Origin of the sequence: Streptomyces sp. NPDC005263, from assembly GCF_042872365.1 — a bacterium.
GTDB lineage: Bacteria > Actinomycetota > Actinomycetes > Streptomycetales > Streptomycetaceae > Streptomyces.
In genome coordinates, this window is the sequence record NZ_JBIAKJ010000001.1 from 422,885 (window position 1) to 444,095 (window position 21,211).

Annotated in this window: 22 protein-coding genes; 10 read left to right on the forward strand and 12 right to left on the reverse strand. The window is 71.9% G+C overall.

Annotation, left to right across the window (positions count from 1 at the left end; all coding sequences use genetic code 11):
• Positions 1–46: 46 nt before the first annotated feature.
• A complete protein-coding gene (locus tag ACFYRY_RS01930) occupies positions 47–490 on the reverse strand; it encodes an ATP-binding protein (RefSeq protein WP_389139020.1) in 444 nt (147 codons plus the stop codon).
• Positions 491–728: 238 nt separating this feature from the next.
• Here ACFYRY_RS01930 and ACFYRY_RS01935 point away from each other — a divergent pair, with 238 nt between their 5' ends.
• The 3 genes from ACFYRY_RS01935 (at position 729) to ACFYRY_RS01945 (ending at position 3,258) form a co-directional block, all read left to right on the forward strand.
• Positions 729–950, forward strand: a complete 222-nt coding sequence (locus ACFYRY_RS01935; protein WP_389139022.1) for a hypothetical protein — start codon at positions 729–731, stop codon at positions 948–950.
• Between the two features lie 61 nt (positions 951–1,011).
• Complete coding sequence (locus ACFYRY_RS01940; protein WP_389139024.1) at positions 1,012–2,490, forward strand: aminotransferase class I/II-fold pyridoxal phosphate-dependent enzyme; 1,479 nt, start codon at positions 1,012–1,014, stop codon at positions 2,488–2,490.
• A gap of 312 nt (positions 2,491–2,802) precedes the next feature.
• Positions 2,803–3,258, forward strand: coding sequence for a cyclic nucleotide-binding domain-containing protein (locus ACFYRY_RS01945; RefSeq protein WP_389139026.1), 456 nt, complete (start codon positions 2,803–2,805; stop codon positions 3,256–3,258).
• 53 nt (positions 3,259–3,311) lie between these two features.
• On the opposite strand, the gene ACFYRY_RS01950 is transcribed toward ACFYRY_RS01945, so the two are convergent.
• Both ACFYRY_RS01950 and ACFYRY_RS01955 read right to left on the reverse strand, forming a co-directional pair.
• On the reverse strand, positions 3,312–4,613 hold the full coding sequence (locus ACFYRY_RS01950) for an MFS transporter (protein WP_389139028.1): 1,302 nt from the start codon (positions 4,611–4,613) through the stop codon (positions 3,312–3,314).
• 148 nt (positions 4,614–4,761) lie between these two features.
• Positions 4,762–5,376 carry a LysE/ArgO family amino acid transporter gene (locus ACFYRY_RS01955; protein WP_389139030.1) on the reverse strand — a complete coding sequence of 205 codons (615 nt, stop codon included), beginning with the start codon at positions 5,374–5,376 and terminating at the stop codon, positions 4,762–4,764.
• Positions 5,377–5,445: 69 nt separating this feature from the next.
• Here ACFYRY_RS01955 and ACFYRY_RS01960 point away from each other — a divergent pair, with 69 nt between their 5' ends.
• Positions 5,446–6,345: a LysR family transcriptional regulator ArgP gene (locus tag ACFYRY_RS01960; RefSeq protein ID WP_389141014.1), complete on the forward strand. Its 900-nt coding sequence runs from the start codon at positions 5,446–5,448 to the stop codon at positions 6,343–6,345.
• A gap of 247 nt (positions 6,346–6,592) precedes the next feature.
• Here ACFYRY_RS01960 and ACFYRY_RS01965 read toward each other — a convergent pair whose 3' ends face one another.
• Complete coding sequence (locus tag ACFYRY_RS01965) at positions 6,593–7,363, reverse strand: TetR/AcrR family transcriptional regulator (protein WP_389139032.1); 771 nt, start codon at positions 7,361–7,363, stop codon at positions 6,593–6,595.
• 143 nt (positions 7,364–7,506) lie between these two features.
• Between ACFYRY_RS01965 and ACFYRY_RS01970 the strand changes: the two genes are divergently transcribed.
• Complete coding sequence (locus ACFYRY_RS01970; RefSeq protein ID WP_389139034.1) at positions 7,507–8,727, forward strand: saccharopine dehydrogenase family protein; 1,221 nt, start codon at positions 7,507–7,509, stop codon at positions 8,725–8,727.
• Between the two features lie 128 nt (positions 8,728–8,855).
• Entirely contained in the window at positions 8,856–9,107 is a 252-nt protein-coding gene (locus tag ACFYRY_RS01975) for a WhiB family transcriptional regulator (protein WP_389139036.1), read from the forward strand.
• 93 nt (positions 9,108–9,200) lie between these two features.
• Here the strand turns inward: ACFYRY_RS01975 and ACFYRY_RS01980 are convergent, their stop codons facing one another.
• The 5 genes from ACFYRY_RS01980 to ACFYRY_RS02000 all read right to left on the reverse strand — a co-directional run bounded on the left by ACFYRY_RS01980 (position 9,201) and on the right by ACFYRY_RS02000 (position 14,509).
• A complete protein-coding gene (locus tag ACFYRY_RS01980; RefSeq protein WP_389139038.1) occupies positions 9,201–9,650 on the reverse strand; it encodes a DUF6098 family protein in 450 nt (149 codons plus the stop codon).
• A gap of 72 nt (positions 9,651–9,722) precedes the next feature.
• Positions 9,723–11,543 (reverse strand): sensor histidine kinase, encoded by a 1,821-nt coding sequence (locus tag ACFYRY_RS01985; RefSeq protein ID WP_389139039.1) that lies wholly within the window; start codon positions 11,541–11,543, stop codon positions 9,723–9,725.
• A complete protein-coding gene (locus ACFYRY_RS01990) occupies positions 11,540–12,238 on the reverse strand; it encodes a response regulator (protein WP_389139041.1) in 699 nt (232 codons plus the stop codon). The genes ACFYRY_RS01985 and ACFYRY_RS01990 overlap by 4 nt, the downstream gene beginning before the upstream one ends.
• A gap of 48 nt (positions 12,239–12,286) precedes the next feature.
• Positions 12,287–13,039, reverse strand: coding sequence for a L,D-transpeptidase family protein (locus ACFYRY_RS01995; protein ID WP_389139043.1), 753 nt, complete (start codon positions 13,037–13,039; stop codon positions 12,287–12,289).
• Positions 13,040–13,096: 57 nt separating this feature from the next.
• Positions 13,097–14,509 carry a M1 family metallopeptidase gene (locus ACFYRY_RS02000; protein ID WP_389139045.1) on the reverse strand — a complete coding sequence of 471 codons (1,413 nt, stop codon included), beginning with the start codon at positions 14,507–14,509 and terminating at the stop codon, positions 13,097–13,099.
• 159 nt (positions 14,510–14,668) lie between these two features.
• Between ACFYRY_RS02000 and ACFYRY_RS02005 the strand changes: the two genes are divergently transcribed.
• Positions 14,669–15,019: a DUF488 domain-containing protein gene (locus ACFYRY_RS02005; protein WP_389139047.1), complete on the forward strand. Its 351-nt coding sequence runs from the start codon at positions 14,669–14,671 to the stop codon at positions 15,017–15,019.
• Positions 15,020–15,038: 19 nt separating this feature from the next.
• Here ACFYRY_RS02005 and ACFYRY_RS02010 read toward each other — a convergent pair whose 3' ends face one another.
• Positions 15,039–16,712, reverse strand: coding sequence for an FAD-binding dehydrogenase (locus ACFYRY_RS02010; protein WP_389141016.1), 1,674 nt, complete (start codon positions 16,710–16,712; stop codon positions 15,039–15,041).
• A 58-nt stretch (positions 16,713–16,770) separates the two neighbouring features.
• Entirely contained in the window at positions 16,771–17,397 is a 627-nt protein-coding gene (locus ACFYRY_RS02015; RefSeq protein WP_389139049.1) for a TetR/AcrR family transcriptional regulator, read from the reverse strand.
• Between the two features lie 139 nt (positions 17,398–17,536).
• Between ACFYRY_RS02015 and ACFYRY_RS02020 the strand changes: the two genes are divergently transcribed.
• From ACFYRY_RS02020 to ACFYRY_RS02030, 3 genes are all read left to right on the forward strand, one after another.
• On the forward strand, positions 17,537–18,163 hold the full coding sequence (locus tag ACFYRY_RS02020) for an alpha-ketoglutarate-dependent dioxygenase AlkB family protein (RefSeq protein ID WP_389139051.1): 627 nt from the start codon (positions 17,537–17,539) through the stop codon (positions 18,161–18,163).
• A 137-nt stretch (positions 18,164–18,300) separates the two neighbouring features.
• Positions 18,301–19,047: an MBL fold metallo-hydrolase gene (locus ACFYRY_RS02025; RefSeq protein WP_389141018.1), complete on the forward strand. Its 747-nt coding sequence runs from the start codon at positions 18,301–18,303 to the stop codon at positions 19,045–19,047.
• Between the two features lie 40 nt (positions 19,048–19,087).
• On the forward strand, positions 19,088–20,326 hold the full coding sequence (locus tag ACFYRY_RS02030; protein WP_389139053.1) for a DUF4032 domain-containing protein: 1,239 nt from the start codon (positions 19,088–19,090) through the stop codon (positions 20,324–20,326).
• A gap of 1 nt (position 20,327) precedes the next feature.
• Here the strand turns inward: ACFYRY_RS02030 and ACFYRY_RS02035 are convergent, their stop codons facing one another.
• Positions 20,328–21,200 (reverse strand): universal stress protein, encoded by an 873-nt coding sequence (locus ACFYRY_RS02035; protein ID WP_389139055.1) that lies wholly within the window; start codon positions 21,198–21,200, stop codon positions 20,328–20,330.
• Between the last annotated feature and the right edge of the window lie 11 nt (positions 21,201–21,211).

The following is a 21,211-nucleotide window of genomic DNA, read 5'->3' on the forward strand; positions in this document are numbered from 1 at the left end:
GTCTGCCCTGCACCCCTGGGACCAAACTCGGATCCCCGGAATGTGTTCAGGACAGTGGGACCACGGCAGTGATGCACTTCCCGCCGGCGGGCAGATCGGTCACCCGGACGTCGCGGGCCAGTCGGCAGACGATGGGCCAGCCGTGGCCACCGACCCGCCGGCGCCCCTGCCGGTCCGTCGGCGGGGCGACCACGGGCAGCTGGTCGCTGCGGTCGCTCACCGACACCCGTACGCCGGGTCCCACCACGTCGACGTGGAAGTCCGTGATCCCGCCGCCGTGCAGGATCGCGTTGGTGGTGAGTTCCGAGGCGACGAGCAGCGCGTCGGAGAGGGCGTCCGCGTCACACGGGCAGTCGGTGGCGCGGCAGCGTTCGACGACGGCCCGCTCGACCGCTTTGCGCGCCTCGGCCGGTTTGCAGGGTCCAGCACGGCCGCGCCGCTCGGCGACGAACGGTTCGAGGACGAACTCGGTCCTGTGCTGCTCGCACATCCCTTTCACTCCCTGCTTGCTGAGGTGGTCGGATCGGGCGACCGGTGGCGGCCTCGTCCGGGCGCGGCACCCGTGGATCGCGGCGCTTCCCGCGGTCACGGTCTCGGCGGTTGCGTCCCTGGCCGGGCGGGCTCCCGCAGGTCTCCCTACTTCGGCTCACCTCTCCCCGGCGTGCCAAACCTCTCGTTCCGGGCAGACCTCGGGCCATTCAGGCGACGTGAGCGGGTACGCGGTTGCCATGACTGATGTGGTTGATTCAGACGAGCTGTTGCGGCGCATCCAGCGCGCCCGGGCGTTCGCCGAGGAGGAGGAGCGGGCGTGGCGGACCCGCCGTGAGGACCTGCGGATGACGGATCCGGACGGGGCTCGTGACGCGGAGGTGCGGAGCGTGGTCTACGAGAGTGTGCTGAGGGTGCTGGACGAGATCCTGACGCCGGGCAGGTCCGCCGGAGGGACGTGACGCCCGGCCCGGGCTCCCCGTCGCGGGCGTCGAACGACCCCGCGTGGGGAACCCGGGCCGCATGGCGATCGATCACACCCGTGCACCCGTTCTGGAAGCCCTGGCCGACTATCACCGCAAGGGGCGGCTGACGTTCGCGCCTCCGGGTCACAAGCAGGCCCGGGGCGCGGATCCCGCGGTGCGGGAGGTGCTGGGCGACGCGGTCTTCCTGGGGGACGTGCTGGCGTCGGGCGCCCTCGACGACCGGCTCACCCGGGGCAGGGTGCTGGAGCGGGCCGAGGAGCTGATGGCCGACGCCGTGCACGCGGAGCACACGTTCTTCACCACCTGCGGGAGTTCCCTGTCCGTCAAGGCCGCGATGCTTGCGGTCGCCGGGCCGCACGAGAAGTTGTTGATCGGACGGGACGCGCACAAGTCCGTCGTGTCGGGGCTGATCCTGTCCGGTGTCGAGCCCGTCTGGGTCGAGCCGCGGTGGGACGCGGAGCGGCGGCTGGCGCATCCGCCGTCCGCCGCGGAGTTCGAGGCGGCCTTCGACGCCCATCCCGACGCCAAGGGCGCGCTGATCACCAGTCCGACGCCGTACGGCGCCTGTGCGGATCTGCGGGAGGTCGCCGGGGTCTGCCACCGTCGTTCGGTTCCGCTGATCGTGGACGAGGCCTGGGGCGCCCATCTGCCCTTCCACCCCGATCTGCCGTCCTGGGCCATGGACGCCGGCGCCGACATCTGCGTGACCAGCATCCACAAGATGGGCAGCGGTCTGGAGCAGGGTTCCGTCTTCCATCTGCAGGGCGGTCTGGTCCCGGCGGACCTGTTGAAGACGCGGGCGGATCTGTTGGGCACCACCAGTCCGTCGGTGCTGCTGTACGCGGGCCTCGACGGGTGGCGTCGTCAGATGGCCCTCCGCGGCGAGCAGCTCATGGGCGGCGCGCTGGACCTCGCCGCCGACGTCCGGGCGCGGATCGAGAAGATCGACGGGATGCATGTCAACGACCGGGACGACTTCTGCGGTCCGGGACTGGCCGAGGACTTCGACCCGTTGCCCGGCGTCATCGACATCGAGGCGCTCGGGATCACCGGGTACCAGGCGGCGGACTGGCTGCGCGAACACCGGGACGTCAACGTGCATCTGTCCGACCACCGTCGGATCGGCGCGCAGATCACCCACGGCGACGACCGGGAGACGGCCGGGCAACTGCTCGCCGCACTGGAGGACTTGGCGCGGGCCGCGCCGGACCTGCGCCCCGCGTCGCGGGTGGAGGTGCCGTCGCCCGGCGAGCTGCGGATGGTGCAGGCCCGCCTGCCGCGGGACGCGTTCTTCGGACCCGCCGAGCACGTCCCGCTGTCCGAGGCCGCGGGGCGGATCGCGGCCGAGATGATCACGCCGTATCCGCCCGGGATCCCCGCCGTACTACCCGGCGAGCGGCTGAGCGAGCCGGTGCTGCGCTATCTGCGTACCGGGCTGGACTCGGGCATGAACCTTCCCGACGCCACCGACCCCGGGCTGGAGACGATCAGGGTCCTGGGCCGGGACGCGGAGTGAGCACGGAGTGAAACAGGTCACCTGCCCCGCATTCCGCTTCGCACAACCGCCCTGAATGGTTTACGGTTCACTTATACGTGGCCACGGAGTCGACCGTACCGTCCTCCGGAGTCACCGCTCAACGGCCCTGGCTGGTCTCCCCCGTCCAGCCAGGGCTTTTTCATGCCCGGATACCGGTTCCCGCACGAACCTGCTCGAAGATTCTCATGTCCGCCGAGGTGCCCGGGGAGCCGGGAGCCGCTGGAATGGGCTTAGCGAAAGGACCCCCCTTCGGGAAGAACCGGAAGTGCCGCCGGCGAGGAGCCCCGTGCCATGACCAAAGCGATCAAACTGCTGACCGCCCTCGGGCCGCCACAACGCGAGCGCCTGATGACCCTGGCCCGGGAGGTCTCCTTCCCCGAGGACGCCCGGATCTTCGAGGCGGGCGGCACGGCCGACCGCTTCTGGGTCATCCGCTCGGGCGCGGTCTCGCTGACCCAGCAGGTGACGTCCCAGCAGCGCGTCACGGTCGCCAGTCTCGGCGCGGGCGACCTGCTCGGCTGGTCCTGGCTGTTCCGGCCCTACCAGTGGGACTTCGGCGCGGAGGCCTTCAGCCCGGTGCGCGCCTACGAGTTCGACGCGGCGACGGTGCTCCAGCTGTGCGAGGAGGACCGCCGGCTCGGGATGACCCTGCTGCGGACCGTCGCCGAGATCCTGGCGCATCGACTGGAGACGACCCGGGGCAAGCTGATGGAGCAGTACGCCTTCAAGCGGCGCGGGGGCCTGTAGGGCGCCGAGTCCGGCGGCGGTAGCGGTGTTGTCGGACTCTAGGGCGCCGATGTTCAGATGCGGTAGCGGCGCAGGGCCGGGACCGCGAGCGCCAGGCTCAGCATGACGGCGACCACCAGGAGCCCGCCGCCCGCGACCGCCGTGCGCGCGCCGAACGCCGAACCCGCCGTGCCGTGCAGGACGTCGGCCAGGCGCGGGCCGCCCGCGACGACGACGGTGAAGACGCCCTGCATCCAGCCGCGCATCTCGTCGGTCGCGGCGGACAGCAGGATCGCCCCGCGGAAGACCATGGAGACCATGTCCGCGACGCCAGCCACCGCGAGGAACACCACGGCGAGCCACAGGCTGTCGCTCAGGCCGAAGCCGGTGATGGCCGCGCCCCAGGCCACGACCGCGCCGATGACCATCCAGCCGTGCCGGCGGGCCCGGGAGAACGTGCCGGAGAACAGCCCGCCGACCACCGCGCCGATGGGTATCGCCGCGAACAGGAGGCCGAGCGCGAGTCCTTCGCCGTAGGGGGCGTACGTCTGCGAGGCGAGCTGGGGGAACAGGGCGCGGGGCATGCCGAAGACCATCGCGATGATGTCGGCGAGGAAGGACAGCAGCAACACCTTGTGGGCGGAGATGTAGCGGAATCCGGCCGCGATCTCCCGCACTCCCGCCCGGCGCGCGGAGGCCGACGCCAGAGGCGGCAGGGAGGGCAGCCGGTGGACCGCCCACACCGTGACGCACAACGCCAGGGCGTCGATGAGATACAGCTCCGGCAGGCCGACGACGGGGATCAGGACACCGGCGAGCAGCGGTCCGACGACCTGTCCGGTCTGCATGACGGTGGAGCCGAGGGCATTGGCGGCGGGCAGCTGCTCCTCGGGCACCAGGCGGGCGATGGACGCGTTGCGGGCCGGGGCGTTCAGTCCCCAGAACGCCTGCTGCACCGCCAGCAGCACCATGAGGACGGCCACCGAGTCGAACCCGGTGACCGCCTGGAGCCAGAACAGGACCGAGGTGACGGCGATACCGCTGTTGGTGATCAGCAGCAGCCTGCGCCGGTCCATGGTGTCGGCGACCGCCCCGCCCCACAGGGCGAACACGATCAGCGGCAGCAGTCCGGCGAGGCTCGCGGCGCCCACCCAGGCCGAGGACCCGGTGATGTCGTAGATCTGCTTCGGCACGGCGACGGCGGTGAGCTGGCTGCCGACGGCTGTGACGATCGTCGAGGACCACAGTCTGCGGTAGGCGGGCACGCGCAGCGGGCGGGTGTCCATGGCCCACCGGCGCCAGCCTCCCCGGGGCTGCTTCGTCTCGTCCGCGGAGGCCGAGTGCGGTTCGGTGCTGCTGCTCTCGCTGGTGTCCACGGGCTTCCTGATTGTTTGTTACACCTATCGGGTCCGGGGTTCACTATCGCAGCACCTTCCGAGAGCCGGGACGCGATATCTCAGGTTGTGGACATCAGGCCATTCCGTCGCGGACTTCGGGCCATTCCCTTGGGACTTCGGGCTCGCACTAGGCCTCCGCCACGAGCATGACGCCGAGGGTGATCATCGTTGTCGCGATCAGGCCGTCCAGGACCCGCCAGGCGGCCGGCCGGGCCAGGAAACGACCGAGCAGCCGGGCTCCGAATCCGAGCGCGGCGAACCAGCACACACTCGCCAGCACGGCTCCGAGCCCGAACGTCCAGCGCAGCGGGCCCCGGTCGGCGGCGATGGAACCGAGCAGGAAGACGGTGTCGAGGTAGACATGGGGGTTCAGCCAGGTCATCGCCAGACAGGTGAGCACCGCCCGCCGGACCGAAACCTCCGGCTCCCCCTCGGTGCGCAGGGCACCGCCGGGCCGCAGCACCCGACGCGCGGCCAGGGCGCCGTAGACGAGCAGGAACGCGCCGCCGATCCAGCCGATCGCGGTCAGCGCACCCGGCCAGGCCACCACCACCGCGCCCACCCCTCCGACGCCGAGGGCGATCAGGAAGGCGTCGGACAGGGCGCAGATGCCGACGACGGCCAGGACGGCGTGTCGCCGGACCCCCTGGCGCAGCACGAAGGCGTTCTGGGCGCCGATGGCGACGATCAGTGAGAGGCCGGTGCCGAAGCCGGCGGCCGCGGCGGTGAGGGAAGCGGTCATGACGTCGACGCTAAGGAAACGATCACCGCGTGTACAGCTAAGGATTCTTACGTACCATTAGCTGTCGTGATGATGACCGAGCTTCCTGTTGACCAGGTGCGGACGCTGCTCGCAGTGGTGGACGAGGGCACGTTCGACGCGGCGGCCGCCGCTCTGCACGTGACGCCGTCGGCGGTGAGCCAGCGGGTGAAGGCTCTGGAGCAGCGCACGGGGCGGGTGTTGCTGGTACGCACGAAGCCGGTGCGGCCGACCGAGTCCGGCGAGGTGGTCGTGCGGTTCGCCCGGCAGTTGGCCCGGCTGGAGCGGGACGCGCGCGCCGAGCTCGGCATGAGCGGCGCGTCGGAGCCCACCCGGGTGTCGGTCGCGGTGAACGCGGACTCCCTGTCGACGTGGTTCCTGGGGGCGCTCACGCGGGTCCCCCGGGAACCTCGTCTCTGTTTCGAGCTGCGCCGCGAGGACGAGAGCCGCACGGCGGCACTGCTTCGGGAGGGCCTGGTGATGGCCGCCGTCACGTCGTCACCCGATCCCGTGGCGGGCTGTTCGGTGCGGTCGCTGGGCCGGATGCGGTATGTGGGCGCGGCGCACCCGGACTTCGCCGCACGACATCTCGGCGGACCGCTGGCGGAGGCGCTCGCGTCAGCGCCGGTGCTGGTCTTCGACCGCGGCGACGACCTCCAGGACGCGTTCGTGCGCGGGCTGCGCGGCGACCGGCACGGGGCGAGTCAGGTGCGGCACCACATCCCCACCTCCGAGGGCTTCGTCGAGGCCGTGGTGGCCGGTCTCGGCTGGGGCCTGGTGCCCGAGGTTCAGGCGCGGCCGCTGCTGGACGCGGGCCGCCTCGTCCCCCTGGCGCCGGAACGCACGGTGGACGTGCCGCTGTACTGGCAGCAGTGGAAGCTCGACTCACCGGCACTGGCCGCGGTCGCCGACGCGGTGGCGACGACCGCCGCGGAGGCGCTGCGCGCCTGACCGGCCGACGGTCCCCGGAGTTCGGCCTGACGGCCTGCCGCGCCCCACCGACGACCGACACCCATGCGCGGTCGGCCACAAGCCGCCAACCCAGCCGGACCGTGGCGCCGAATCCGCCACCCGCGCCCCACCGCCGACCGACACCGTGGGCGTAGCGACCTGTCAGTCCATGCGGGCCCAGCGACACACGCCCAGCCGACCTGCCGTCCCCGCCGTCCCGCCGTCGACGCGGCGTGCCGTCGGTGATTCACGCCCCTGGCCCGGGATGCTGGGCGGGCGGAGCCTGGTCGTGTCCGCCCGGCCCCGGCCGGGCGCGGAGCGACGTCAGTCGGGCCTGCGCGCTCTCCAGGAGCATCTCCAGGGCCGTCGGATACGCGCTGGTCACCATGCGGGTGGCCAGGAGAGGGGCCGCTTCGGCGATGCGGGGGTGGGTGGCGCGTGGGAGGCGGGCGTACGTCGAGCGCCACACCTCCTCGTCGGCGTGCTGGGAAGCACTCGGCAGGGTCAGCGAGGCCGCGTCGAGGGCGGCGAAGGCGAGGGTCTGGTCGATGAAGGCGTGGTACACGCGCACGGTGTCCGGCACCGGGAAGCCCGCGGTCCTGAGGATGTCCAGGACGGCCTCGTCGGCGGCGAGTTCGTTCGCCCGGCCGGTGACCCGGTTCGTGGTCAGCAGGGCGGCCTGCGGGTGCGCCAGGTACGCGGTGTGGATGCGCAACCCGACGGTCCGCAGGTCCGACCGCCACTCCCCCGTCGGCTCCCAGCCCTCCAGGGCCTGACCGATGAGCGCGTCACCGATGGCCAGCGTCAGGTCGTCCATGCCGCGGAAGTACCGGTAGAGCGTGGACGGGTCGGCGTCCAGGGCGAGGCCGAGGCGGCGGGCGGTGAGTCCCTCGCTGCCGTGTTCGCGCAGCATGCGCAGCGCGGTCTCGACGATCAGCCGCTCCGACAACACCGTGCCGCCCCTGGTGGGCCGGCGCCGGCGCCGTTTCTCCTCGGGGACCACGGGTTTCGGCGTCACGGCCGGCCTCCCTCTCTGAAAACCCTTATGCCAACGGCATTGACCTTGTGTGAGCGTACGGCGTTGTATCGGCGCCGAGGGCCCCACATCAGCGATGCATCACGACACATCAGCGACGTTCGAACCGGCAGGGAGTTCTTGTCATGCGTGTACTGCTCGTGGGCGCCGGCGGAGTGGGCACCGCCATCACCCGGATCGCTGCCCGACGGCCGTTCTTCGAGGCGATGGTGGTCGCCGACCACGACGCGACGCGGGCCGAGACGGCCGTCGCGACGCTCGGCGACGAAGGAAGCCGCTTCCTGGCCGAGCGCGTGGACGCCGGCGACGAGGCCGCCGTGGCGGCACTCCTGGCGCGCCACCGCTGTGACGTCCTCCTCAACGCGACCGACCCCCGGTTCGTGATGCCGCTGTTCCGGGCGGCGCGAACCGCCGAGGCGACCTATGTCGACATGGCGATGTCGCTGTCCCGGCCGCACGCCGAGCGCCCGTACGAGGAGTGCGGGGTCAAGCTCGGTGACGAGCAGTTCACGCGGGCGCCGGAGTGGGAGATCGCCGGCGCGCTGGCCCTGGTCGGGATGGGCGTGGAGCCGGGGCTGTCGGACGTCTTCGCCCGGTACGCGGCCGACGAACTCTTCGACGAGATCGAGGAGATCGGTGTCCGCGACGGCGCGAACCTCACCGTCGACGGCTATGACTTCGCCCCGTCCTTCAGTATCTGGACCACGATCGAGGAGTGCCTGAACCCTCCGGTCGTCTACGAGGCCGACCGCGGATGGTTCACCACCGAGCCGTTCAGTGAGCCGGAGGTGTTCGACTTCCCCGAGGGCATCGGGCCGGTCGAGTGCGTGAACGTGGAGCACGAGGAGGTGCTGCTGGTGCCGCGCTGGGTGGACGCCCGCCGGGTCACCTTCAAGTACGGGCTGGGCGAGGAGTTCATCCGGACACTGCGGACGCTGCATCTGCTGGGCCTGGACCGGACCGCCCCGGTGACGGTGCCGGGCGTCGCCGGTCCGGTCGCGGTCTCGCCACGGGACGTCGTCGCCGCCTGTCTGCCGGACCCCGCGACGCTGGGCGAGCGGATGCACGGCAAGACCTGTGCGGGCACCTGGGTGCGCGGCGTCAAGGACGGGGCGCCGCGCGAGGTGTACCTGTACCACGTGGTCGACAACCAGTGGTCCATGGCGGAGTACGGCTGTCAGGCGGTGGTGTGGCAGACCGCCGTCAACCCGGTCGTCGCCCTCGAACTGCTCGCCACGGGCACCTGGACCGGCACGGGCGTCCTGGGCCCTGAGGCCTTCCCGGCCCGCCCCTTCCTCGACCTGCTGACCGCGTACGGCTCCCCCTGGGGCATCCGCGAACAGTGAACCCCCGCCATATCTTCACGAGGTCCCACAGGACTCGGTTGTTTCACCCCCGCATTGACCGGTGACCCGGAAGCGAGTAAGCCACATCCCCGAGGGCACGTTCGACTTCGATCGCAGGTGACTTTTTCATGGAGAACTGGCGCGAATACGCCGCGTGCAGCCACGAGGACCCCGATCTCTTCTTCCCGATCGGCACCACCGGGCCGGCGCTGGTGCAGGAGGAACAGGCGAAGGCCGTGTGCCGGCCCTGTCCGGTCCAGGACCAGTGCCTGCAGTGGGCGCTGGACACCGGGCAGAGCATCGGCGTCTGGGGCGGAACGGGCGAGAACGAACGCCGTGCCATCAAGCGGCGCGCGGCGGCCCGTCGGCGAGCCGGATGACGGGATGGATGGGAGGCGGCTGACGTGGGGGCCCGGTGATGTACGAGACGCTGTTGGTCAATACAGCGTCCTGTATGCCACCGGGCCCCCACGTCAGCCGCCGCTCCGGCGCAGCGGTCCCCAGTCGTTCTGCTGGCGGTCCACCGCGGCCCGCGCCTCGTCGATCACCCGGCGGTCGATCCAGCACACCGGCCCCACATCCACCACCAGCGGCTCGTTGTCGGGCCCACGGCCCGTCTCCCGGCCCGTGAGGACCCAGGGACGCACCCCGGGGCCCTTCTCGTGCACCAGATGGGAGTAGTCGTACAGACGTCGGGCCACCCACAACCCGACCGGGCGGTCCTCCCACCACTCCTCGACGTCGAGCGGGTTGGCGGACAGCCCCGGCATGGACACACCCGTGAGATCGTCCGTGCTGGACAGCCGGGCGAGGTCGGTCTCCGGGCCGCGTGACCAGCGGACGTACGTGGGACGGTGGCACGCGACCAGGTCGGTGAGTTCGGCGAGCGTCCGTACGACCGGCAGTTCGCACGCTGCGGTCATGGTTCTGACCTCCCTCTTCGCCGTGTGCTCGGACGGTGTACCCGATCGACGGCGACGGAACCGGACGGACCGCTACCGCGGCGGGCCGCCGGGCAGCCGCAGGGTGAAGACGCTCCCCTTACCGGGCTCGCTCGCCGCCTCCACGCTGCCCCCGTGCGCGGCGACCAGGTGGCGGACGATGGGCAGGCCCAGACCGCTGCCGCCGGTGCGGCGGCTGCGGGACTTCTCCGCGCGCCAGAACCGGTCGAAGACGTACGGCAGGTCGTCGGCCTCGATTCCGGTACCGGTGTCGGTGACCTCCAGCAGCACGTCGCCGTCGGCGCGGCGCGCGGCCAGGGTGACGGTGCCGTCGGCGGGCGTGTGGCGCAGCGCGTTGGACACCAGGTTGCCCAGCGCCTGCCGCATCCGCACCGCGTCGGCGTGCAGCCAGGGTGTGCCGTCCACGGTGGTGCGGAGGCGGACGCCGGCCGCGTCGGCCGCGACCCGGTGGGCGGCGGCCACCTGGTCGAGGAGTTCGTCGCAGCGCACCGGCTCCGGGTGCAGGCGCAGCGCGTCGGCGTCGGCGTCGGCGAGGTCGCGCAGGTCGTCGATGACCCGTTGCAGGACGAGGGCCTCGTCGTGCAGGGCGGCGAGCAGGGCCGGGTCCGGGTCGACGACGCCGTCGCGGGTGACCTCGAGCCAGCCGCGGATGTTGGTGAGCGGGGTGCGCAGTTCATGGGCGATGTCGCTGACCATCGCCTTGCGTTGGGACTCCAGGCGTTCGCGGCGCTCCGTCAGCTCGTTGAAGGCGGCGGCCAGGATGCCGGTCTCGTCCCGGGTGGTGACGGGGACCCGCACGTGCAGTTCCGGCGGCTGCTGGGCGGCCTCGGTCAGCGCCCGCAGCGGCCGGACGAGCCGGGTGGCGATCACCGCCGTCACGGCCACGGTGACGGCGAGGACGAGCCCGGCGGCACCGACGACCTTGGCCTTGTTGCCCGGGGACATGTCGAACCGTACGGCGGGAGTGTCCTTGTCGCCGCCCAGGAACAGCTGCGCGGCGGGAGCGGCGTAAGGGTCGAGCTGGGTGCGGCGGGCATCGTCGAGGCAGTCCTGGGCCGCACGCGCGACCTTGGACCCCATCTTGGCGAGCGAGGGTGCGAACGACGGGGCACGCAGAGCTGAGGGGGTGACGTCCACGCCGAGGTACAGCGGCACCCCGGGCTCCAGACCCGCCCGGGTCAGGCAGGCCCGGGCGCCTTTCTCGAGGGCCTTCAGCGCCTTCTGTTCGGTCACCACCGGCGTGTTGAACCGGCCGTCGGCGCACGCGTCGGGCACATAGGCGGGATCGGCGCTGCCGTCCGCCTCGGTGAGGACCGGTCGGCCGCTCGGCGCGCGGCTGAGGCTCAGATCGATGCCGTAGCGGGCGAAACAGCCCTGTCGTTCGTGGGCCAGGGCGTCGAGCTCGCCGCGTTCGCCCTCCGTCAGCCGGTACGGGCCCACGACCCGCGGATCCGTGCCGCTGATCTGGGCGCCGCGCTCGGTGTAGGTGTCGGTGCGCAGGGGGTCGACGGTGGCGGCGGCGGTCAACGGCAGCGCGGTCCCGCGGGGCGCGGAGTCGGCGAGGGGGGTACGGTCGGCAGTGGTCAGGGCGATGCGCCGGCCCGTCCTCGCGGCCAACTCCCGCACCGTCGGCCCGACTTCGCTCCAGTCGGGGTGGGTCGCGGCGTATCCGCTGAGCCGGGCGAGGACGTCCATGTCGTCGGCGAGGACCTGCCCCTGCTCCTCCCGCAGGGCGCGGGTGGTGGTCTCCACCGCCAACCAGGCCGTCGCCGCCACGGAGCACACGGCGACGAGACCGGAGGCGATGAGCAGCCGCACCAGCAGGCGCTTGCGCAACGGTATCCAACCGCTCATCCGTGGCCGCCGCTGAGCTTGTAGCCGACCCCGAAGACGGTCAGCAGCCGGGCGGGCCGGCGCGGGTCCGCCTCTATCTTGCGGCGCAGGTTCATGACGTGGACGTCGACGGCCCGTTCGGTGGAGGCCCGGTCGGCGCCCCGGGTGACCTCCAGCAACTGCCGCCGGGAGAAAACCCGTTCCGGTTCGCCGGCCATCGCCAGCAGGATCTCGAACTCGGCCGGTGTGCACTCCACGAGGGCGCCCTCGCAGCGCACCTCGTGCCGTACCCGGTCGACGGTTACTCCCCCGGCCCGTACGACGGACTCGTCCCGGCGCTCGGCCGGCGCGCGTGAACTGCGCCGCAGGACCGTGCGGATGCGGGCCATCAGCTCGCGCGGGCTGTACGGCTTGGTCATGTAGTCGTCCGCGCCGAGTTCCAGACCCAGCAGGACGTCGTCCTCGGCGGTGCGGGCGGTGAGCATCAGGACGGGGATGTCGTCGTCCCGGCGCAGCACCCGGCACACCCCGAAGCCGTCGATCACCGGCAGCATCAGGTCCAGGACGACGAGGTCCGGCCGGAGCCGTTGGGCCGCTTCGAGGGCTGCCCGGCCGTCGTGGACCACGGTGGCGGTGTGTCCCTCCGCCAGCAGGGACCGGCGGATGAGTTCGGCCTGCATCTCGTCGTCCTCGGCGACCAGCACATGTGCGCACACGCGGCGGAATCCTAAGCGGTTGGGGAGCCTTGGCGGACTCAGGGGTCCTCAGCGGGCCAGGGAGTCCGCGTCGCCCATGACGACGACGGGGTGTCGGCCGGGATCCAGCGCCCGCAGCAGTTCGACCATGTGCTGTTCGGCGATGCTGACGCAGCCGTGGGTGGGGCCGCCGTGGTCGACGTGGAACCAGATACCGCCGCCGCGGCTCGCGCCGAGGGGCCGGGTCCAGTCCAGCGGTGTGGTGCCGGGCCGCCGGTTGTAGTTGATGGCGATCACGTAGTCGAAGGACCCGGCGAGCGGCTCACCCTCGAAGCCCGTGCCGGTCGCGGTGAAGCCGCTCCCCCGGTCGTACGGCAGCCGGGTACCGGGGTCGCGGAGCCGGCCGCCGGCGTCGGTGAGGGTGAAGACGCCGATGGGTGAGCGCAGGTCACCGGCCCGGTGGTGGTCGGTCCAGCCGTTGCGCGCGTTGTGCGCCCACCAGCTCGCTCCGGCCCGCCAGCCGGCCGCGGTGCGCTCGTACAGGACGACCGTGGACAGCGGGGAGTCGCTGCCCCTTCCGGTCACGACGACAGCCTGCCGGGCGTCGGAGGGGACCTCGGACAGCGTCTTCGGCCCCAGCCCCGGCAACTTCCGCGGTGCGGCGACGGTGTTCTCCGGCGAGGGCCGGCCGGGCGCCTGCGGCGTGCTCACCGCCGGGGCGGCGCCGGGCCGGTGGTCCTGGACCGCCGCCGCGCCACCGCCGCATCCCGTGAGCAACAGGGACGCGGCCAGCAACGCGGCCGGAGGACTGTGTCTGATCATGGTTCGACCTTGGACGACGAATGTGAGGAACTCGTCAGGATCACAATTCCGTTCGGTTTAGGGCCTGTTGGGCTTGCCCGGCGTGTACAGCCAGGTGTGGAACAGCGCGTCCAGGTCCTTGCCGGACTGCCGTTCCGCGAGCCGCACGAACTGGGCGGTGGTGCCGTGTCCGTCGCGGTGTTCTGCGGCCCAGGCCCGCAGGATCCGGTAGAACGTCCGGTCGCCGACGGCCTTGCGCAGGACCTGCAGGGTCATGGCGCCGCGGGCGTAGACCGGCGTGGCGAAGATGTTGGCGCCGCCGCCGGGGTCGCCGGGCGGGAAGGCCCACAGGCGGTCGCTCGCCGGACGCTTGTAGAGCTCGTCGAAGGTCTTCTGCGCGCTCGGGCCGCCGTGCTGTTCGCTGTACAGCCACTCCGCGTACGTCGCGAAGCCCTCGTTGAGCCAGATCTCCTTCCAGGAGGTGAGGGAGACCGAGTCGCCGAACCACTGGTGGGCGTTCTCGTGGACGAGGGTGCTCAGGTCGGGGGCGCTGTCGTACACCGGTCGGGTCTGGGTCTCCAGGGCGTAGCCGACGTTCGGGGCGTGGTCGACGATGGAGCCGGCGGCGCGGTAGGGGTACGGCCCGAACAGCTTGCTCTCCCACTCCAGCACCGAGGGCAGCTTCTTCAGTACGGGCTTCGCCGCGGCGGCCTCCCGCGGGTCCACGGCGTCGTAGACCTTGATGCCGTCACGGGTCGTGTACTGCGTGACCTGGAACGTCCCCACGGTCGCGGTGGCGAGGTAGGCGGCCATGGGTTCCCGCTCGCGCCAGCGGAAGGTGGTCGTGCCGTTCTTGGTGCTCTGCCCGAGCAGGACGCCGTTGGCGACGGCGGTGCGGCCCTTGGGGACGGTGATCGTGAAGTCGTAGGACGACTTGTCGAGGGGGTGGTTGTTGGCCGGGAACCAGGTCATGGCGCCCTGTGGTTCACCGGCGACGAAGGCGCCGTCGTCGGTGGGGATCCAGCCGTCGAGCGAACCGTCCGGGTCGGTGACCGGCGCGGGCTTGCCGGAGTAGGTGACCGTCACCTGGAACCGGTCTCCCTTGCGCAGGGCGTGGCGCGGGGTGACGACGAGTTCCTGGCCGTCGCGCCGGTACTCGGCCTTGGCGTGGTCGACCGTGAGGCCGGTGACCTTCAGCCCTGCGAGGTCGAGGTCGAAGCGGCTGAGCCGCTGGGTGGCACGCGCGGTGAGCACGGCCTTGCCGGTGAGGTGACGGCTGCCCGGGTCGTAACGGAGCGTCAGGTCGTAGTGACCGACGTGGTAGCCGCCGTTGCCGGCCAGCGGGAAGTAGGGGTCTCCGACGCCGGACGTGCCGAGAGGGCCCGCGGCAGCGGGCCCGGCGGCGGCGAGCAGAGCCGCGAGGGCGACGGGGACGGTGACGCTCACGGCCTCTCGGCGGAGGACGGCGGTGCGTCTGACGGACGGTCTCACGCTGACTCCTACAGATGGGGGGTGCCAACGGCCTCACACTAGGTGCCCGCCTCCCCCCGATCGACCTACACCGGGTCAAGTCCCGTCGCGCCCACCCGGTCTGACCGGGGCTCGGCGCTACGCCGCCGAAACCGCCCGCCGCCCGAGGAAGGCCCGCCCGTGAGCGTCCGTGTCCGTCGCGTCTACGAACCGCCCGAGCCCGACGACGGCGTACGTGTCCTGGTCGACCGGCTGTGGCCGCGCGGCCTGTCGAAGGACGCGGCGCACGTCGACGAGTGGCCCAAGGCCCTCACCCCGTCGACCGAGCTGCGCCGTTGGCACCATACCGGCGAGGGGTCGTACGAGGAGTTCAGGGAGCGCTACGAGGCGGAGCTGACCGCTCCCGAGGCGGCCGAACTCCTCGACGGGTTACGGGAGTTGACCGGCCGGGGCGCCGTCACGCTGCTGACCGCCGCCAAGTCCCCCGAGCAGAGCCACGCGTCCGTGCTGGCCCGTCTCCTGACGGCGTGAGGAGACGGGCCGTTCACTGTCAGGCGGTCTGCTGAGCGGCCGCCCGCCCCGCCGCCCGTCCCGAGAAGAGGCAGCCGCCGAGGAAGGTGCCCTCCAGCGCGTTGTAGCCGTGGACGCCCCCGCCGCCGAAGCCGGCGACCTCGCCCGCCGCGTACAGCCCTTCCAGGGGCTTGCCGTCGGCGCCGAGGGCGCGGGAGTCCAGGTCGGTCTGGATGCCGCCGAGGGTCTTGCGGGTGAGGGTGTGCAGCTTGACGCCGATCAGGGGGCCGGCCGCCGGGTCGAGGATGCGGTGCGGGGTGGCGACCCGGCCGAGCCGGTCGCCGATGTAGCGGCGGGCGTTGCGGATGCCCTGCACCTGGGCGTCCTTGCTGTAGGGGTTGGCGATCTGCAGGTCGCGGGCCTCGATCTGGCGCCGGATCCCGGTCGCGTCCAGGAGCGCCTTGTCGGTCAGGTCGTTCATCTTCCCGACGAGTTGTTCCAGGTTCGAGGCGGTCACGAAGTCCGCGCCCTTGCGCAGGAAGGCGTCGACCGGCCCCGGCGCCCCCTTGCCGAGCACCCGCTCCTTCAGGAAGCCGGCCCGGTCCTTGGCGGTGATGTCGGGGTTCTGCTCGGAACCCGACAGGGCGAACTCCTTCTCGATGATCTTCTGAGTGAGGATGAACCAGGAGTGGTCGTATCCGGCGATGTCCTCGGTGGTGCGCAGGTACTCGAGGGTGCTGAGGGTGTCGTAGCCGGGCAGGCACGGCTCGGGCAGTCGGCGGCCGAGGGCGTCGAACCACATCGAGGACGGGCCCGGCAGGATGCGGATGCCGTGGCCGGGCCAGATCGGGTCCCAGTTGCGCAGCCCCTCGGTGTAGTGCCACATGCGGTCCCGGTTGACCAGACGCACCCCGGCGTCGGCGCTGATGTCGAGCATCCGGCCGTCGACGTAGGCGGGCACGCCGGTGACCATCTCGGCGGGCGGGGTGCCGAGGCGCTCGGGCCAGTGGCGGCGGACCATCTCGTGGTTGGCGCCGATGCCGCCGGTGGTGACGACGACGGCCTGCGCGGTGAGTTCGAAGTCGCCGATACGCTCGCGGCTGGAGGCGACGCCCCGGGCCGAGTGGTCCTCGGCCAGCACGGTGCCGCGTACCCCGCGCGCCGCGCCCTTCTCGACGACCAGCTCGTCGACCTGGTGGCGGTGGTAGAAGGTGAGCAGCCCCTCGCGAGCGGCCTGCTTGGCGTGGTCGACGAAGGGCTCCACGACCCCCGTTCCGGTGCCCCAGGCGATATGGAAGCGGGGTACGGAGTTGCCGTGTCCGTGGGCCGTCAGGTCGCCGCGCTCGGCCCAGCCGACGGTGGGCAGGAACGAGATGCCGTGCCCCTGGAGCCAGGAACGTTTCTCCCCTGCCGCGAACTCGACGTAGGCGCGCGCCCAGCGCACCGCCCAGGAGTCCTCGTCGTCGACGCGGTCGAACCCCGCGCTGCCCTGCCAGTCGTTCCAGGCGAGGTCGAAGGAGTCCTTGATGCCCAGGCGCCGCTGTTCCGGGGAGTCGACGAGGAACAGCCCGCCGAAGGACCAGAAGGCCTGCCCGCCGAGGTTGGCGGCGTTCTCCTGGTCGACCAGCGCGACCCGGCGGCCCCGACTGGTCAGCTCGTGCGCCGCGACCAGGCCCGCGAGTCCGGCTCCGACGACGATGACGTCCGCATCCATGGCGACCGTTGCCTTTCTCATGGGGTGTCTTGGGGCTTCGGGGGTGTCTTGAGTGGTGTCATGCGGGGGTGCCGCCGCCGTCGGTCAACAGGGCGGTGAGCAACTGTCCCAGCCAGACCCGGGCGTGCTCGACGTCCTTGTCCAGCAGCAGTTGGGTGGTGACTCCGTCGTACGCGGCGACGACCGCGCGGGCCGCGCCGTCGACGTCGCCGAGCGCGGCGGGCAGGGCGGCGGGTCCGGTGGCCCGGGCGAGCCGTTCCTCGATCGCCCGCCGCAGCCGTTCCCGGTGTTCCAGCAGGGTCTGGGCGACGGCCGGATCGCGGGCGGCGTGGACGAGGAAGTCGGTCTTCACCAGCAGCCAGTCCACGTCGAGCAGGAGCACCTCCAGGACCCGCTCCACCGAGGCGGCCACGTCGAGCTCGGGTCCGTCCAGGGCCAGCGCCCGCGCCACCTGCTCGGCGATCAGGTCGGCCCGCTGCCGGTAGAGGGCGAAGAACAGCTCGTCCAGGCTGCCGAAGTTGGAGTAGAAGGCGCCCCGGCTGTACCCGGCCGCCTCGCAGACCTCCTCGATGGAGACCCGCCCGAACCCCTTGGCGGCGAACACCGCGAACGCCGCGTCCAGGAGGTTGGCGCGGGTGCGGATACGGCGTCTGGTCACGCGTCCGGTCGTCTCCCGCACCGCCATGTCCGCCCTCCGTCCCGTTCGATACGGGAATGTATCCGATACGTCGATGTATCGAAAGCCCCTTGCGTCCCCACCCGGACGTCGTCGCGGAGACCGGGAACACCCTGAACAAATTTTCGAATAGGGGTACGCTGAATCCATGACCAGGCACTTCCAGGCTTCCCTCTTCGACCAGAGTGACCGGCTGAGCCTCGGCCCCCTGGACGGGATCCGCCGGACCGTGCTCGGCGCGGGCGCCTGGATCGACGTACTGCCCGGATGGCTGAGCGGCTCCGACGCCCTGTTCGAGCACCTGGCCTCCGATGTGCCCTGGCGCGCGGAGCGGCGGAAGATGTACGACCACGTCGTCGACGTACCGCGCCTGCTGGCGTTCTACGGCGATGACGACCCCCTGCCGCACCCCCTGCTGACCGAGGCCCGCGAGGCGCTGTCCGCGCGCTACGCCGAGGAACTGGGCGAACCCTTCCGCACGGCCGGGCTCTGCTACTACCGCGACGGGCGCGACAGCGTCGCCTGGCACGGCGACCGGATCGGACGCGGCGCGCACCAGGACACCATGGTCGCGATCCTCTCCCTGGGTACGCCCCGCGACCTGCTGCTGCGGCCGACGCGAGGCGGGGACACGGTCCGCCGGCCGCTGGGGCACGGCGACCTGATCGTGATGGGCGGCTCCTGCCAGCGGACCTGGGAGCACTGCGTACCGAAGACGACGCGCGCCACCGGGCCGCGCATCAGTGTCCAGTTCCGCCCGCACGACGTGCGCTGACGCGGGGCGGCCCAGGGCGCTCGCTCTTCGCGTGCGCGCCCTTCGCGTTCGACGTGCGGCCGGACCCGGCGACTTCGACTGCCTCCTGGTCTGCTTTGCTGTCTGCGTCGAGCAAGGACCTCACACGCGGGACGATGATGCGCGCAGATGTGCAGCAAGTAGCCGACGGCGCCTATCTGGTGCACGGCAGCAACACCAACTGGGTGATCCTCACCGAGGGCGACGCCGTGACACTGGTCGACACCGGCTACCCCGGAGACCGGGAGCAACTCCTCGCCTCCCTCGCGGAGTTGGGCAGCTCTCCGGAGGCCGTCGAGGCCGTGCTGATCACCCACGCCCACAACGACCACCTGGGCTCCGCCGAGTACCTGCGCGGCGGCTACGGCATGCCCGTGTATCTGCACGAGGCCGAAGTGCCGCACGCGCGGCGGGAGTTCCTGCACCAGGTCAGCGTCGGGACGGTGGTGAAGAACGGCTGGCGGCCCGGTGTCCTGCCGTGGGCCGTGCACGCGATCCGCTCGGGCGGCACCGCCCATGTCCCGGTGGCCTCCCCCCAGGCGTTTCCGGCGCCGGGCGCGCTCGACCTGCCCGGCCGGCCCGTTCCCGTGCACACGCCCGGCCACACCGACGGGCACAGCGCCTTCCACCTCCCGGACCGGGGTGTGCTGATCTCCGGCGACGCCCTGGTGAGCGGCCACCCGACCTCCCGGGCCAAGGGCCCGCAGCTGCTGCCCGACATGTTCCACCACGAACGGCCCCGGGCCGTGGCGTCGCTGGACGTGCTCGCCACGCTGGAGGCGGACCTGCTGCTGCCCGGGCACGGTCCGGTGCACCGCGGTCCGGTCCGTGAGGCGGTACTTCAGGCAAGGGAGCGCGCGCTCTAAGGTGAGGTGACGATCACCGGCGAGCAAGGACAGTCCACCCATGGCCCTGCAGATCAGCGCGACCAACCCGGAGCATCCCGCGCTCCTGCTCGAACTGCCCTGGCATCTTCCCCTGGAGGAGTGGCCCGAGGAGTACCTGGTGCCGCTGCCGCGGGGTATCTCCCGCCACGTCGTGCGCTACGCCCGCGCCGGTGCCGAGGTGATAGCGGTCAAGGAGCTCGCCGAACGCCCGGCGCTGCGCGAGTACGAGCTGCTGCGGGACCTGGACCGGCTCGGCATCCCCGCCGTGGACCCGCTGGCCGTGGTCACCGGACGCACCGCCCCGGACGACGCCCCGCTGGAGTCGGTGCTGATCACCCGGCATCTGGGCGGCTCCATGCCGTACCGGTCGATGTTCGAGACCACCATGCGGCCCGCGACCATGCACCGCCTGATGGACGCCCTGGCCGTGCTTCTGGTGCGGCTGCACCTCGCCGGGTTCGCCTGGGGCGACTGCTCGCTGTCCAACACGCTGTTCCGGCGGGACGCGGGCGCGTACGCCGCCTACCTGGTGGACGCGGAGACCGGCGACCTGCACCCGCAGCTCAGCGCCGGTCAGCGCGACTACGACCTGGACCTGGCCCGGGTGAACATCAGCGGCGAACTGCTCGACCTGGAGGCGTCCGGGGCCCTGCACCCGTCGGTGGACCCGATCGAGTTCGGCACGGAGATCTGCGCCCGCTACGGCACCCTGTGGGAGGAGCTGACCCGCAGGTCCGTCTACCCGGCGGGCAAGTACCACTTCATCGAGCGCCGGATCCGCCGTCTGAACGACCTCGGGTTCGACGTGGCCGAGATGCAGATCGAGCACTCCTCGAACGGCGACTCGGTCACGTTCGTGCCCAAGGTCGTGGACGCGGGCCACCACCAGCGCCAGTTGCTGCGGCTGACCGGCCTGGACGCCGAGGAGAACCAGGCCCGCCGGCTCCTGAACGACCTGGAGAGCTGGATGGCCACCCAGGACGACTACGCCCCGGGCGACCCCCTCGCGGCCCGTCCGGAGGTACTCGCCCACCGCTGGGTCCGGGACGTCTTCCGCCCCACCGTGCGCGCCGTGCCCCTCGAGCTGCGCGGCTCGATGGACGCGGCCGAGATCTACCACGAGCTGCTGGAACACCGCTGGTACCTGTCCGAGCGCGCGCAGCACGACCTGGGGCTGGAGACGGCTGTGGAGGACTACATCAAGAACATCCTTCCCAAGGCCCGGGAGACCCTCCAGCCCAGCCCCGCCACCGACTGACTCAGGCGTGCGGCGCCACGGCCACCGGGCAGCCCGCGTGGTGCAGCACGCCGTGGGCCACCGATCCGATACGGGCGCCCACGGCCGTCCGGTGGGCACGGCGCCCGACGACCATCAGCTGGGCCCCGGTGGCCACCGACAGCAGCACCTGGCCGGCGCTGCCCATCTCCACGTGCTCGACGACCGGCACGTCCGGGAAGCGGTCCCGCCACGGCTGCAGCGCCGCCGCCAGGGCCTTCTTCTCGTACGGCTCCAGGCCACCGGTCTCGTCGAGGAGCCTGAGCGAACCGGGGCTGTAGGCGAAGACCGGCGGCAGGGTCCAGGCCCGTACCGCGCGCACCGTGGCACCGCGCGCCGCGGCCGTCTCGAACGCGAACCGCAGCGCCTCCGCGCTGTCCTCGGGCTCGCCCTGCTGACCCACGACGATCTCGCGGCCCGCCGCCTCGGCCGCGGGCTCGTCACCGGCGCGCACCAGGACGACCGGCCGGGTGGCCTCGACGATCACCTGCTGGCCCACCGATCCCAGCAGGAAGCCCATGACCCGGCCGTGGCCGCGCGAGCCGAGCACCAGCATCTCGGCCTCTGCCGCGGCGGCGACCAGCGTCTCGGCATCGGCGCCCTCGATCACGTCAGTGGACACCTCCAGCTCCGGATGGCGTTCGGTGACGGTCCGGGCGGCCTCGCCCACCGCCTCCTTGGCCCATCCGATCTGGACCTCCGGGTCGGTGGCCTCGATCGCCTCGTGCGCCTGGTACCGCCAGGCGTGCACGACCCGCAGCGCCAGCTTGCGGCGGACCGCTTCCCGGGCAGCCCAGGCCAGCGCGGCCAGGCTCTCCTCGGTTCCGTCGACCCCTGCCGTGATCGGGCGCGTCATGCTTCCGGCCT

Coding starts and splice junctions, on each gene's coding strand:
- ACFYRY_RS01930 (WP_389139020.1), bottom strand. CDS start 490: ATGTGCGAGCAGCACAGGACCGAGTTCGTCCTCGAACCGTTCGTCGCC.
- ACFYRY_RS01935 (WP_389139022.1), top strand. CDS start 729: ATGACTGATGTGGTTGATTCAGACGAGCTGTTGCGGCGCATCCAGCGC.
- ACFYRY_RS01940 (WP_389139024.1), top strand. CDS start 1,012: ATGGCGATCGATCACACCCGTGCACCCGTTCTGGAAGCCCTGGCCGAC.
- ACFYRY_RS01945 (WP_389139026.1), top strand. CDS start 2,803: ATGACCAAAGCGATCAAACTGCTGACCGCCCTCGGGCCGCCACAACGC.
- ACFYRY_RS01955 (WP_389139030.1), bottom strand. CDS start 5,376: ATGACCGCTTCCCTCACCGCCGCGGCCGCCGGCTTCGGCACCGGCCTC.
- ACFYRY_RS01960 (WP_389141014.1), top strand. CDS start 5,446: ATGATGACCGAGCTTCCTGTTGACCAGGTGCGGACGCTGCTCGCAGTG.
- ACFYRY_RS01970 (WP_389139034.1), top strand. CDS start 7,507: ATGCGTGTACTGCTCGTGGGCGCCGGCGGAGTGGGCACCGCCATCACC.
- ACFYRY_RS01975 (WP_389139036.1), top strand. CDS start 8,856: ATGGAGAACTGGCGCGAATACGCCGCGTGCAGCCACGAGGACCCCGAT.
- ACFYRY_RS01980 (WP_389139038.1), bottom strand. CDS start 9,650: ATGACCGCAGCGTGCGAACTGCCGGTCGTACGGACGCTCGCCGAACTC.
- ACFYRY_RS01985 (WP_389139039.1), bottom strand. CDS start 11,543: ATGAGCGGTTGGATACCGTTGCGCAAGCGCCTGCTGGTGCGGCTGCTC.
- ACFYRY_RS01995 (WP_389139043.1), bottom strand. CDS start 13,039: ATGATCAGACACAGTCCTCCGGCCGCGTTGCTGGCCGCGTCCCTGTTG.
- ACFYRY_RS02010 (WP_389141016.1), bottom strand. CDS start 16,712: ATGGATGCGGACGTCATCGTCGTCGGAGCCGGACTCGCGGGCCTGGTC.
- ACFYRY_RS02015 (WP_389139049.1), bottom strand. CDS start 17,397: ATGGCGGTGCGGGAGACGACCGGACGCGTGACCAGACGCCGTATCCGC.
- ACFYRY_RS02020 (WP_389139051.1), top strand. CDS start 17,537: ATGACCAGGCACTTCCAGGCTTCCCTCTTCGACCAGAGTGACCGGCTG.
- ACFYRY_RS02025 (WP_389141018.1), top strand. CDS start 18,301: ATGCGCGCAGATGTGCAGCAAGTAGCCGACGGCGCCTATCTGGTGCAC.
- ACFYRY_RS02030 (WP_389139053.1), top strand. CDS start 19,088: ATGGCCCTGCAGATCAGCGCGACCAACCCGGAGCATCCCGCGCTCCTG.
- ACFYRY_RS02035 (WP_389139055.1), bottom strand. CDS start 21,200: ATGACGCGCCCGATCACGGCAGGGGTCGACGGAACCGAGGAGAGCCTG.